The organism is Pseudomonas fluorescens, assembly GCF_041354075.1.
In the GTDB taxonomy this organism is placed as follows: Bacteria; Pseudomonadota; Gammaproteobacteria; order Pseudomonadales; family Pseudomonadaceae; genus Aquipseudomonas; species Aquipseudomonas fluorescens_CE.
In genome coordinates this window covers 127,768-140,979 of the sequence record NZ_JARZGC010000008.1, presented here as the reverse complement: position 1 = coordinate 140,979, position 13,212 = coordinate 127,768, and the positions used below count along the sequence as shown (strand labels likewise).

The following is a 13,212-nucleotide window of genomic DNA, read 5'->3' as shown; positions in this document are numbered from 1 at the left end:
ATTGCGCTGAGCGGCGCAGGCTTCTCTAGGACAGAGAAGCCGAAGCTCAGTGGTAGGACGGACGGTATCAGTGAAGGACCCGAGAGCCTTCATCCGTATTGAACTCACCTTCAACAAGACGACCGGCCATCTGAACGCCGACGCTCAGCATCGCCTTGGCGACCTCTACGTGCTGACCTTGCAGGAACGCCTTCGCATCCTCGGAGAAATTCAAAGTAACCAGGGAACCCTCGTCCTCAGCCCTTCGCAGCTCGATTCGGCCGTCTGGTAACTCGACAATTTCTAGAAAGGACGTTGGCATAAAGGTCTGGTCTCCACGAAAGGCAGGCATTATATAGGCATCGGTCAGGCTTCGCTCATGATCTTGACCAAATGCCCCACCTGAGAGAAATTTCTGACAGCAAGCTCCGAACGAGCAAGCCCCAGAAACCGTCTCTCCGCCCCTCACTCCGTCAGCATTCGTTCAAACCTTCGCGAAACCGGATTGCCAGCCCCTTGAGGTTCTGGCGCCAGGTTTCCAGCTCTGTACGGCTGAGCTCGTCAGGCTCTTGCTCTTCATCCAGGTTAACGGCCAGGATCAACGGCTGTGTCACGTCACCCTTGGGCTTGTGGGGAGCACGGGGCGGCTGAAACAGCGCCGCATGCGCCGACAGCAGTTTAGCCAGCCAGGTTTCCGGATTCTGCGCCAGTTCGACCATCTCGGCCATTTCAGGAATGGCGATGGTTTCCAGTACTTCGCGCGTCAACAACAGCTCGGCGCGGGGCGCGCCGGCCTGTGGCAAGCGATAGAAGCCGGCAATCTCGTGGCACAACCCCAGCAGCGCACCGTACAAATGAAACAGTGCCGATTCGCGCCCTGCCTGGATCAACGCCAGGGAATTCATCGCCCGCCCCTCTTCGGCCTTGGCGAGGGCTTCCAGCGACAGGCCGGCGAAATAGATCTTCTGATTGGTACGGGTATAGAGTTCGTGGGCCATGACGGCAGCCTCCACAACGAAATAATTGCTTCACGCAGGTCGGACAGTGTCGGGGATCACACGAGCCTACCGCAAGCTCAAAACAAAAGGCCGCATGAAAACCCGAGGGTTGTCATGCGGCCTTTGTTCAAGCGCCGTTTAAGCTTTCGCCGCCGGACGCTTGTCTTCAACGGTCCATTTACCACCGTCGTAGAAGGCTTTCCAGCCCGTCGGCTTGCCGTCGACTTCGGTCTGCACGTACTGCTCCTTCGTCTTGCGGCTGTAGCGGATCACCGCAGGAAGACCGTCCGGGTCCTTCTTCGGCGCGTCACAGAGGAAGTGGTACTTCGGATCGATCTCATCCTTGTGCGGGATGATCTCGATCACCAGCGGAGCACGGGTCTCGCGGTTTTTCGGGAATTGGCTCGCCGCCAGGAACAGGCCGGAAGCACCGTCGCGCAGGATGTAGGTGTCGTTGACCTTCTCGCATTTGAGCTCAGGCATCTTCACCGGGTCCATTTTCGGCGGTGCCGCATCGCCGCTTTTCAACAGCTTGCGGGTGTTCTTGCACGTCGGGTTGGTACAACCGAAGAACTTGCCGAAACGACCGGTCTTGAGCTGCATCTCGCTGCCGCACTTGTCGCATTCCAGGCTCGGGCCTTCGTAGCCCTTGATGCGGTAGCTACCTTCTTCGATTTCGTAGCCCGCGCAATCCGGGTTGTTACCGCAGATGTGCAACTTGCGCTTCTCGTCGAGCAGATAGGCGTCCATCGCCGTGCTGCAGATCGGGCAGCGGTGCTTGCCACGCAACACCAGCGACTCCGATTCACCTTCGTCGTCCGCAGCGATTTCATCGCCCGGCACCAGGTTGACGGTGGCTTTGCAGCGTTCTTTGGGCGGCAGGCTGTAACCCGAGCAACCGAGGAATACGCCGGTCGAAGCCGTACGGATCTGCATCGGACGACCGCAGGTGGTGCACGGAATATCGGTCATCACCGGCTGGTTGGCGCGCATGCCGTTTTCCGCGCTTTCGGCTACTTCGAGCTTTTTCTTGAAGTCGCCGTAGAACTCGTCCAGCACGTTTTTCCAGTCACGCTCGCCCTGGGCCACGTCATCGAGATTCTCTTCCATGCCGGCGGTAAAGCCGTAGTCCATGAGGTTGGAGAAACTCTCGGACAGACGCTCGGTGACGATGTCGCCCATCTTTTCCGAGTAGAAGCGACGGTTGTGCAACGCCACGTAGCCGCGGTCCTGGATGGTCGAAATGATCGCCGCGTAGGTCGAAGGACGACCGATACCGCGCTTTTCCATTTCCTTGACCAGGCTCGCTTCCGAGTAACGCGCCGGCGGCTTGGTGAAGTGCTGGGTCGGATCAAGCTTGATCAGCTTCATCGCATCGCCCTGGGCCATGTCGGGCAGCACGTCGTCATCACCCGGCTTGGCGATTTGCGGCATGACTCGGGTGTAACCGTCGAACTTGAGGATGCGGCCCTTGGCGCGCAGCTCGAAGTCGCCGGCACCGACGGTCACCGTGGTCGACAGGTATTGCGCCGGCAGCATCTGGCAGGCGAGGAACTGGCGCCAGATCAGCTCGTAGAGACGCTCTGCGTCGCGCTCCATGCCTGACAGCTTGCTTGGCTCGGTATTGGCGTCGGACGGACGAATCGCTTCGTGAGCCTCCTGGGCGCCTTCCTTGCTGCTGTAGACATTCGGGGTTTCTGGCAGGTACTTCTTGCCGAATTCACCTTCGATATAGGTCCGCGCCATGGCCACGGCATCGGCCGACAGGTTGGTGGAGTCGGTACGCATGTAGGTGATGTAGCCAGCTTCGTACAGACGCTGGGCCATCATCATGGTTTTCTTCACACCGAAGCCCAGGCGGTTGCTGGCAGCCTGTTGCAGGGTGGACGTGATGAACGGTGCCGACGGTTTGCTGCTGGTCGGTTTGTCTTCGCGCTTGACGATGCTGTAGCTGGAGGCCTTGAGCTTTTCCAGGGCAGCCATGGCCTGGGCTTCGTTCAGCGGCTTGAAGGCCTCGCCCTTCTCGCGAGCGACGTCGAAACGCACTGTCGCGCCCTTGGTGGTCCCCAGGTCTGCGTGAACTTCCCAGTATTCTTCGGGAATGAACGCGCGGATTTCACGCTCGCGCTCGACCACCAGCTTCACGGCAACCGATTGCACGCGACCGGCGGACAGGCCACGGGCGATCTTGGCCCACAGCAGCGGCGACACCATGTAACCCACGACGCGGTCGAGGAAACGTCGCGCCTGCTGGGCGTTGACGCGGTCGATGTCCAGCTCGCCCGGCTCGGAGAAGGCTTCCTGGATCGCTTTCTTGGTGATCTCGTTGAACACCACGCGCTTGTAGCGGCTGTCATCACCACCGATGGCTTCGCGCAGGTGCCAGGCAATGGCTTCCCCCTCGCGATCCAAGTCGGTTGCGAGATAGATGGTGTCAGCATCCTTGGCGAGCCGGCGAAGCTCCTCGATGACCTTTTCCTTGCCCGGAAGGATCTCGTACTTGGCCTTCCAGCCATGATCGGGATCGACCCCCATGCGCGAAACCAGCTGATTGCGCGCTTTTTCTTTCGGCGTGAGCACCGGACCTTCACCCGCTGCGGCCTTGCCACGCTTGGCGGCTGGCTCTTTGCTGGCGCTAGCCGAACCGCTGGTGGGCAGGTCTCGGATATGGCCGATACTCGACTTCACCACGTATTGGTTGCCCAGATACTTGTTGATGGTCTTGGCCTTAGCCGGGGATTCCACAATGACCAGCGATTTGCCCATGGATCAGAAAATTCCTGAATTCTAGAAGTGAAAGGCGGTTGGCGCCTGACGCGGCACCGCTATATATAGTGGCTGCAAGATGAGGTCAAGCGCAGGGTTTTGCCCGCACTCAGCTCAAACCTTCGAAAAAACGCTCGGTTCGGCCTGCACCAAAGCAAAGCGCGGCACCTGTTCGCCGTCAACCTCGACCGACTCCAGGAACATGCTCAGGGGACGCACCCAAAAGCCGTAATCGCCATACAGGGCTTGGTAGAAGACCACTTCCTCTTCCGTTTCCGAATGCCGCGCAATACTGAATACACGGTATTGCGGACCTTTGTAATGTTGGTAGAGCCCTGGTTGTATCGGCATGTGTTGGCCCTCACTCAAATCTTTTCAAAATAAAAACAAAATAAATTCAGAAAAACAAAAACCGGGGCACTTGGCCCCGGCTTCCATCAACGCAACGCTTAAACGCGTTCGAAGACGGTGGAGATGCCTTGGCCGAGACCAATGCACATGGTTGCTACCCCGAAGGTGCCGCCATTTTGCTTCATCACGTTCAGCAGGGTGCCGGAAATACGTGCACCGGAGCAACCGAACGGGTGACCCAAGGCGATTGCGCCGCCGTGCAGGTTAACCTTCTCGTTCATCTTGTCGAGCACTTTCAGATCTTTCAGCACGGGCAGGGCCTGTGCAGCGAAAGCTTCGTTGAGCTCGAAGAAGTCGATATCGTTAATGCCAAGGCCTGCGCGTTTCAAGGCTTTTTGCGTGGCCGGTACCGGACCATAGCCCATGATCGCCGGGTCCACACCGGCCACGGCCATCGAACGAATCACCGCCATTGGCTGGATGCCCAGGTCCTGTGCACGCTGTGCCGACATCACGATCATGCACGAGGCACCATCGGTGATCTGCGACGAGGTACCGGCTGTCACGGTGCCGCCCTTGGGGTTGAACGCCGGCTTCAATGTCGCCAGACTTTCCAGGGTGGTTTCCGGACGAATGGTTTCGTCATAGTCGAACAGTTTCAGGAAACCGTTCTCGTCATAGCCCTGCATCGGGATGATTTCGTCCTTGAACTTGCCTTCCACGGTCGCCTTGTGCGCGAGCTGGTGGGAACGCACGCCAAAGGCATCCTGTTGTTCGCGGGTGATGCCGTGCATCTTGCCCAGCATCTCCGCGGTCAGGCCCATCATGCCCGAGGCTTTTGCCGCGTACAGCGACATGTGCGGGTTCGGGTCGACACCGTGCATCATGCTCACGTGCCCCATGTGCTCGACGCCACCGACCACGAACACATCACCGTTGCCGGTCATGATCGCCTGGGCGGCGGTGTGCAGTGCGCTCATCGACGAACCACACAGGCGGCTGACGGTCTGGCCGGCCGAGGTGTGCGGGATCTGGGTCATCAGCGACGCCATGCGGGCGATGTTCCAGCCCTGCTCCAGGGTCTGGTTCACACAACCCCAGATCACGTCCTCGACTTCGTTCGGGTCGACCTTGACGTTGCGTTCCAGCAACTTGCTGATCAGGTGTGCCGACATGTCTTCGGCACGGGTGTTGCGGTGCATGCCGCCCTTGGAGCGGCCCATCGGAGTACGACCGAAGTCGACAATCACGACGTCTCTAGGATTCAAGCTCATAAAATTTCACTCTCGCTCTAGTCGTTTGGACGCTTAACCGAAGAACCGCTGGCCGCTTTTGGCCATTTCACGCAGCTTCGCGGTCGGGTGGTACAGCGCGCCCAAATCAGCGTACTGGTCAGCCAGGGCAACGAACTCTGCCACACCGATCGAATCGATGTAACGCAGCGCACCGCCACGGAATGGAGGGAAACCAATGCCGTAGACCAGGCCCATGTCGGCTTCGGCGGCGGTTTCGACGATGCCGTCTTCCAGGCAACGTACGGTTTCCAGGCACAGCGGGATCATCATCCAGTTGATGATGTCTTCGTCAGTGACTTCGCGCTGCTCGTAGACGATCGGCTTGAGCACTTCCAGCACCGACGGATCGGCGACCTTCTTCTGCTTGCCCTTCTTGTCGGTCTCGTAGGCGTAGAAACCCTTGCCGTTCTTCTGGCCCAGGCGCTTGGCTTCGTAGAGCACGTCGATGGCCGAACGGCGATCGTCCTTCATGCGGTCCGGGAAGCCTTCGGCCATCACGTCACGACCGTGGTGGCCGGTGTCGATGCCGACCACGTCCATCAGGTAAGCCGGGCCCATCGGCCAGCCGAACTTTTCCATGATCTTGTCGATGCGCACGAAGTCCACACCGGCGCTGACCAGCTTGGCGAAACCGCCGAAGTACGGGAACAGGACGCGGTTGACCAGGAAGCCCGGGCAGTCGTTGACGACGATCGGGTTCTTGCCCATTTTCTTGGCGTAGGCAACGGTGGTGGCAATCGCCTGTTCGCTGGACTTCTCACCACGGATCACTTCCACCAGCGGCATCATGTGCACCGGGTTGAAGAAGTGCATGCCGACGAAGTTTTCCGGACGTTTGAGGGCCTTGGCCAGCAGGCTGATGGAAATGGTCGAGGTGTTGGACGCGAGGATGGTGTCCTCCTTGACCTGGCCTTCCACTTCAGCCAGTACCGCTTGCTTGACCTTGGGGTTCTCGACGACAGCCTCGACCACCAGGTCCACGTGACCAAAGTCACCGTAGGACAGGGTCGGACGAATGCCGTTGAGCACTTCAGCCATTTTCGCGGCGGTCATGCGGCCTTTGTCAACGCGGCTCACCAGCAGCTTGGCGGCTTCGGCCAGGCCCTGCTCGATACCGTGCTCGTTGATGTCCTTCATCAGGATCGGCGTACCTTTGGAGGCCGACTGATAGGCGATGCCACCACCCATGATGCCGGCGCCCAATACGGCAGCCTGCTTCACGTCGCGAGCGATTTCGTCGTAGGCCTTGGCCTTTTTCTTCAGTTCCTGATCGTTGAGGAACAGGCCGATCAGGCTCTGCGCGGCAGAGGTCTTGGCCAGTTTGACGAAACCGGCCGCTTCGACTTCCAGCGCCTTGTCGCGACCGAAGTTGGCCGCTTTCTGGATGGTCTTGATCGCCTCGACCGGCGCCGGGTAGTTAGGGCCCGCCTGGCCGGCCACGAAACCCTTGGCGGTTTCGAAAGCCATCATTTGCTCGATGGCGTTCAGCTTGAGCTTTTCCAGCTTCGGCTGACGCTTGGCCTTGTAGTCGAACTCGCCGGAAATGGCGCGCTTGATCAGTTCCAGTGCAGCATCCTGCAGCTTGTCAGGCGCAACCACCGCATCGACGGCGCCGACTTTCAGCGCGTCTTCGGCACGGTTTTCCTTACCGGCGGCAATCCATTCGATGGCGTTGTCGGCACCGATCAGGCGCGGCAGGCGAACGGTACCGCCAAAGCCCGGGTAGATGCCCAGCTTGACTTCCGGCAGGCCGATCTTGGCACTGGCGGAGATGACGCGGTAGTCCGCTGCCAGGCACATTTCCAGACCGCCACCCAGGGCGATGCCGTTGATCGCGGCGACGGTCGGAACGTTGAGGTCTTCGAAATCGCTGAAGATCCTGTTGGCTTCGAGGTTGCCAGCAACAAGCTCTGCATCCGGCAGCTTGAAGTTGTCGACAAATTCGGTGATGTCGGCGCCGACGATGAACACGTCCTTGCCGCTGCTGACGATCACACCCTTGATCGAAGCATCTGCCTTGATGGTGTCTACGGCCTGACGCAGTTCGTTCAGGGTTAGACGATTGAACTTGTTGACGGACTCACCCTTGAGGTCGAACTTCAGTTCGACGATGCCACTTTCAAGAGCCTTAACCGTGATGGCTTTACCTTCGTAAATCATCAACTGATCTCCACGATATGGAAGCTGAACAGTACACGTCGGAAGCAGGCGAATGGCTTGGCAGGACGTTTTCGTCGATGCTGCGCCAATCCACCCGACACACCCGCCAACGCGATAGTCGGGATTCTGTAGGAGCGCTGTGCAATGCAAACGCTCAATTCATACGCCCGTTTGATTTGGGTACGCCACCTTCACGGAATTTCCGGCAATTGTCAATCGCCCAAAACGCGGGTTGAAACGCGACTTTGCAGTCATTTCTGTAGGACGAAGGCGCGCAACACGCCACTGCATGCCCACACATTCATAGGATCAATAGTTAGAAAAGTCGCCCTAATTTGCCGCAGCCCGTTCTGGACAGGCTACGCTGGGGAAACCAGGAAAATTTTGAACGCACGGCGAATGCCCAGCGTAAGATCAGTCCAAGCGAATTACCGGCCTGCCTGGCCAACCCCGCCCGATGATGTTGTCGGGCTTTTTATTGCCCGTTCCTCGCGGTCGCGAGGAACAGCCGTCAGGCGAGCGCCTTGAGGGTCGTATCAATCTGTTGCAAGACCTCGGCCTCGCCCTTCTCGCCCCAGTACAAGGCGATCATCTGCGGGTCGGCTTCGACCTTGTAGACATTGGCAGGCAATCTTTCGAAATGATTGAGCAGCGCCTGATCTTCGCAGACCTCCTGCCACTGATTGACCCAGACACCCGGCGCTTTCTGCCAGTAGACCCAGGTGGCAGGCTGCTTGCCGCGACGCGGGCGATGGTACTGCGCACAGGGGCTCGGCGGCTCCGGCTGCAGCCAATGCGGCCATTGCTGAGGCGCCAGTTGCATGGCCAATCCGATGCGCCGGGCCTCCATGCGCAGGGCGATACGCCCGCTCTGAACGCGGGACGGTCGCAGCCATGCCAGAGGACTCAATACCACCAACAGGATTGACACCACTATCCAGACCGTCATATGTGTACTCCCGACTTTTGGTGAGCGCATTGAGCTGCTTTGAAACCAATGTGCTTGAAACCAGCCATACTTACCCTTATTGCAGTTTTCAGGAGGAGCACCTTATGCCCTACTTCCACATTCTGGTCGCCGTCGACCTCACCGAAGAGTGCGATCCTGTCATCCACCGCGCTCGCGAATTGTCAGTGAACAGCGGCGCGAAATTGTCCCTTGTGCACATCGTCGAACCCATGGCCATGGCCTTTGGCGGCGATGTGCCCATGGACCTTTCCCAGTTGCAACAGCAACAGTTCGATCAGGCCAAGGAGCGCCTGGACCGGCTGATCCTGAAGTATCCGGAAATATCCAAGGAGTACAGCCACCTGACCTACGGCCAACCGCGCCAGGAAATCCATCATCTGGCCAAGGAGCAGGGTTGCGACCTCATTGTGGTGGGCAGCCATGGGCGACATGGCCTGGCACTGCTGCTCGGCTCCACCGCCAACGACGTTCTGCACGGTGCACCTTGCGATGTGCTGGCAGTGCGGCTGCAAAGCAAAGGCTGAGATATCTGCACATGAAAAGCCCGGCATTCACATCGGTGAAGCCGGGCGCTTTCATTGCAGGATCAATCAGGCATCCAGCTCGGCCCAACGCTCGACCATCACGTCGAGCTCGGCTTGCAACTGTTCAAGGTGGGCGATCACTGCAGCCGTCTCGGCAGGGGGACGCTGGTAGAAACCGGCATCGGCCATCTGTGCTTCAACGGCTGCGATCTGCTGCTCCTTGGCGTCGATCTCAGCGGGCAACATTTCCAGCTCACGCTGCAACTTGTAGCTGAGCTTTTTCTTCGCCGCCGGCGCTTCGGCCACTGCCGGCACCGGTGCCGGCTCGGCCTTGACCACCGCCGAGTTCAGGTCGGCCTTGCCGGACTTGCTCTCGGTCACGCCCAGCAGGCGCGGGGAGCCACCCTGACGCAGCCAGTCCTGGTAACCACCGACGTATTCGCGGACCTTGCCTTCACCTTCGAACACCAGGGTGCTGGTCACCACGTTGTCGAGGAATGCCCGGTCGTGGCTGACCATCAGCACGGTGCCGTTGAAGGTCAGCAGCACCTCTTCCAGCAGCTCGAGGGTTTCCACGTCGAGGTCGTTGGTCGGTTCGTCGAGGACCAGCAGGTTGGCCGGCTTGCTGAACAGTTTTGCCAGCAGCAGACGGGCGCGTTCGCCGCCGGACAGCGCCTTGACCGGCGTGCGGGCACGCTGTGGGCTGAACAGGAAGTCGCCGAGGTAGCTGAGCACGTGACGGCTCTGGCCATCGATCTCGATGAAGTCGCGGCCTTCGGCGACGTTATCGATCACGGTTTTTTCCAGGTCCAACTGGTGGCGCAGCTGGTCGAAGTAGGCCACGTCGATCTTCGTGCCCTCTTCCACCTTGCCGCTGGTGGGCTGCAAGCCGCTGAGCATCAGTTTCAGCAGCGTGGTCTTGCCGGTGCCGTTGGCGCCGAGCAGGCCGATACGGTCGCCGCGCTGCAACACCATGGAAAAATCCTTGATGAGGAATGGCCCGTCCGGATGAGCAAAGCTCACGTTTTCGAGGACCATGACCTGTTTGCCGGATTTTTCCGCGGTCTCCAGCTGGATATTGGCCTTGCCGGTGCGTTCACGACGCTCGCTGCGCTCGACACGCAAGGCCTTGAGGGCGCGCACGCGACCTTCGTTACGGGTGCGGCGGGCCTTGATGCCCTGACGGATCCACACTTCTTCCTGGGCCAGGCGCTTGTCGAACAGCGCGTTGGCCGTGGCTTCGGCGGCCAGCTCGGCTTCCTTGTGCACGAGGAAACTGGCGTAGTCGCCGTTCCAGTCGATCAGGCCACCGCGATCCAGTTCGAGGATGCGCGTGGCGAGGTTTTGCAGGAAGGAACGGTCGTGCGTGATGAACAGCACGGCGCCCTGGAAATCCTTCAGCGCTTCTTCGAGCCAGGCGATTGCACCGATGTCCAGGTGGTTGGTGGGCTCGTCGAGCAGCAGCAGATCGGGCTCGGAGACCAGGGCCTGGGCCAGCAGGACACGACGACGCCAGCCACCGGACAATTCGGCGAGGGTCTTGTCGGCGGGCAATTGCAGGCGGCTCAGGGTGCTGTCGACCAGGGTCTGCAAACGCCAGCCGTCACGGGCTTCGAGGTCGTGCTGGACGTGCATCAGCTTGTCCAGGTCAGCGTCGGTGACGATGTTCTGACTCAAGTGATGGTATTCGGCGAGCAGCGCACCCACACCGTCCAGGCCTTCAGCGACGACGTCGAACACGGTCCGCTCGTCGGCTACCGGCAATTCCTGCGGCAATTCGCCGATCTTGAGACCGGGTGCACGCCAAACGGCGCCGTCATCGGGCTTCTGGTCGCCCTTGACGAGCTTCATCATGCTGGACTTGCCAGTGCCGTTGCGGCCGATGATGCACACCCGCTCTCCACGGGCGATCTGCCAGGACACCTTGTCCAACAACGGCATAGCGCCGAAAGCAAGGGACACATCGCTGAATTTGAGCAGGGTCATGAGCTTCTCCAAAAACCGGGCGCGCATTCTACCTGACTTGGGGCTGCAGAAGGCCGGCAATTTCATCTCTACGCCACTGTGCAACACAAATGTTGCGAACTGATGCCGTGAGGCCCGCAAAGCTTTCGCCCGCTGCTGGCAAAAGGCTAAGCTACAGATTATTCAGTGCGGGCAAGGTCCGTACTTGTCATGATTTTTCTGCCCGGATGTCTCATGCGCAGTCGCCTTTTCAGTTTTTTATCGTGTTTGCTCCTTTCTGCCACTGCCGTTCAAACAGCCCAGGCGGTGGACCTGTCCACCCAACGCCAGTATTACGATGAAGCCAAGCGCGCCCTGGCCAAGGGCGACAGCGGTCCGTACATGCGCTACAGCCAGGCACTGAGCACCTACCCGCTGGAACCCTATCTGGCCTATGACGAACTGACCGCACGCCTGAAAACGGCGAGCAACGCCGAGATCGAGAAATTTCTCGCCGAGCACGGCGACCTGCCCCAGGCCAACTGGATGAAATTGCGCTGGTTGCGCTGGCTGGCCGAGCGCGGCGACTGGGCGACCTTCGTCAAGTACTACGATCCCAAGCTCAATTTCACTGAACTGGATTGCCTGAACGCGCAGTACCAGATCAGCCACAACCTCAAGTCCGAAGGTTACGCCAACGCCAACAAGCTCTGGCTGACCGGAAAATCGCAACCGGCTGCCTGCGACACCCTGTTCGGCATGTGGGCCGCCGACGGTCAGTTGACCGAACAGAAACGCTGGGAACGCACAAAACTCGCCGCCCAGGCCCGCAATTACCCACTGGCCAACAGCCTGGTCAACGGCCTGAGCACTCTGGCCCCACGGGGGCGCCTGCTGGTGGATGTGGCGCAAAAGCCCGAGCTGCTCAACCAGCCGTCGCGCTTCACCCCCGCCGACGAACCGATGTCCGACATCGTCAGCCTCGGCCTGCGCCGCCTGGCCCGCCAGGACCCGGACAAGGCCATGGCACTGCTCGACGGTTATGCCAGCAGCATGCACTTCTCCCGCGATGAAAAGGTCGCGATCGCCCGGGAAATCGGCCTGACCCTTGCGCGCCGCTTCGACAGCCGCGCGCTGGACGTGATGACCAAATACGACCCGGAACTGCGCGACAACACCGTGTCCGAATGGCGCATGCGCTTGCTGTTGCGCCTCGCGCGCTGGGACGACGCCTATCAGTTGACCCGTCGCCTGCCGCAAGACCTGGCGACCACCAACCGCTGGCGCTACTGGCAGGCCCGCAGCCTGGAACTGGCGCAGCCGCAGAATCCGCAAGCGCTGGTGCTGTACAAGAACCTCGCCCGTGAACGGGACTTCTACGGCTTCCTCGCTGCCGATCGCTCGCAGCAGCCCTACTCGCTGGTCAACAAACCGCTGGTGCTCAGCCAGGCACTGATCAACAAGGTTCGTAATACACCGGGCGTACAGCGCGCCCTGGAATTCCATGCGCGCGGGCAGATCGTCGACGGTCGTCGCGAGTGGTACCACGTCAGCCGGCACTTCAACCGGGACGAAATGGTCGCCCAGGCGAAACTGGCCTACGACTTGAAATGGTACTTCCCGGCGATCCGCACCATCAGCCAGGCGCAGTATTGGGACGACCTCGACATTCGCTTCCCGATGGCCCATCGCGACACCCTGGTGCGCGAGGCCAAGGTCCGTGGCCTGCACTCGAGCTGGGTGTTCGCCATTACCCGGCAGGAAAGCGCCTTCATGGACGACGCCCGCTCCAGCGTCGGCGCCAGCGGCCTGATGCAATTGATGCCAGGCACCGCCAAGGAAACCGCACGCAAGTTCAGCATTCCCCTGGCCTCGCCACAACAGGTGCTCGACCCGAACAAGAACATCCAGCTCGGCGCTGCGTACCTGAGCCAGGTGCACAGCCAGTTCAACGGCAACCGCGTGCTCGCCTCCGCCGCCTACAACGCCGGCCCGGGCCGCGTGCGCCAATGGCTGCGCGGCGCCGATCACCTGAGCTTCGACGTATGGGTCGAAAGTATCCCGTTCGACGAAACCCGCCAGTACGTACAGAACGTGTTGTCATACTCGGTGATCTACGGCCAGAAGCTCAACTCACCGCAGCCGCTGGTGGATTGGCATGAGCGGTATTTTGATGATCAGTGAGCCCGTATGAACCGCTGGGAAAAATGCCCGCATCGAGAGAT

General features: G+C 60.0%; 10 protein-coding genes. 2 read left to right on the top strand and 8 right to left on the bottom strand.

What is annotated here, in order from left to right; genetic code table 11:
• Positions 1–67: 67 nt before the first annotated feature.
• The 7 genes from QIW53_RS13105 to QIW53_RS13075 form a co-directional block, all read right to left on the bottom strand.
• Positions 68–301, bottom strand: a complete 234-nt coding sequence (locus QIW53_RS13105) for a hypothetical protein (RefSeq protein ID WP_192302801.1) — start codon at positions 299–301, stop codon at positions 68–70.
• Between the two features lie 151 nt (positions 302–452).
• The gene (locus tag QIW53_RS13100) at positions 453–977 is read right to left on the bottom strand and encodes a DUF6586 family protein (protein ID WP_371050024.1); all 525 of its coding nucleotides are present in this window, start codon (positions 975–977) and stop codon (positions 453–455) included.
• 138 nt (positions 978–1,115) lie between these two features.
• The gene (gene topA, locus QIW53_RS13095) at positions 1,116–3,743 is read right to left on the bottom strand and encodes a type I DNA topoisomerase (protein WP_371050023.1); all 2,628 of its coding nucleotides are present in this window, start codon (positions 3,741–3,743) and stop codon (positions 1,116–1,118) included.
• Positions 3,744–3,857: 114 nt separating this feature from the next.
• Complete coding sequence (locus QIW53_RS13090) at positions 3,858–4,094, bottom strand: DUF1653 domain-containing protein (protein ID WP_371050022.1); 237 nt, start codon at positions 4,092–4,094, stop codon at positions 3,858–3,860.
• A gap of 98 nt (positions 4,095–4,192) precedes the next feature.
• Complete coding sequence (gene fadA, locus QIW53_RS13085) at positions 4,193–5,368, bottom strand: acetyl-CoA C-acyltransferase FadA (RefSeq protein ID WP_077047137.1); 1,176 nt, start codon at positions 5,366–5,368, stop codon at positions 4,193–4,195.
• 33 nt (positions 5,369–5,401) lie between these two features.
• On the bottom strand, positions 5,402–7,549 hold the full coding sequence (gene fadB / locus QIW53_RS13080) for a fatty acid oxidation complex subunit alpha FadB (RefSeq protein WP_371050021.1): 2,148 nt from the start codon (positions 7,547–7,549) through the stop codon (positions 5,402–5,404).
• Between the two features lie 511 nt (positions 7,550–8,060).
• Positions 8,061–8,498, bottom strand: a complete 438-nt coding sequence (locus QIW53_RS13075; RefSeq protein ID WP_371050020.1) for a hypothetical protein — start codon at positions 8,496–8,498, stop codon at positions 8,061–8,063.
• A gap of 104 nt (positions 8,499–8,602) precedes the next feature.
• Between QIW53_RS13075 and QIW53_RS13070 the strand changes: the two genes are divergently transcribed.
• Entirely contained in the window at positions 8,603–9,043 is a 441-nt protein-coding gene (locus tag QIW53_RS13070) for a universal stress protein (protein WP_371050019.1), read from the top strand.
• 66 nt (positions 9,044–9,109) lie between these two features.
• On the opposite strand, the gene QIW53_RS13065 is transcribed toward QIW53_RS13070, so the two are convergent.
• On the bottom strand, positions 9,110–11,029 hold the full coding sequence (locus QIW53_RS13065) for an ATP-binding cassette domain-containing protein (RefSeq protein WP_371050018.1): 1,920 nt from the start codon (positions 11,027–11,029) through the stop codon (positions 9,110–9,112).
• Positions 11,030–11,242: 213 nt separating this feature from the next.
• Between QIW53_RS13065 and QIW53_RS13060 the strand changes: the two genes are divergently transcribed.
• Positions 11,243–13,171 carry a transglycosylase SLT domain-containing protein gene (locus QIW53_RS13060; protein WP_371050017.1) on the top strand — a complete coding sequence of 643 codons (1,929 nt, stop codon included), beginning with the start codon at positions 11,243–11,245 and terminating at the stop codon, positions 13,169–13,171.
• Positions 13,172–13,212: the final 41 nt, after the last annotated feature.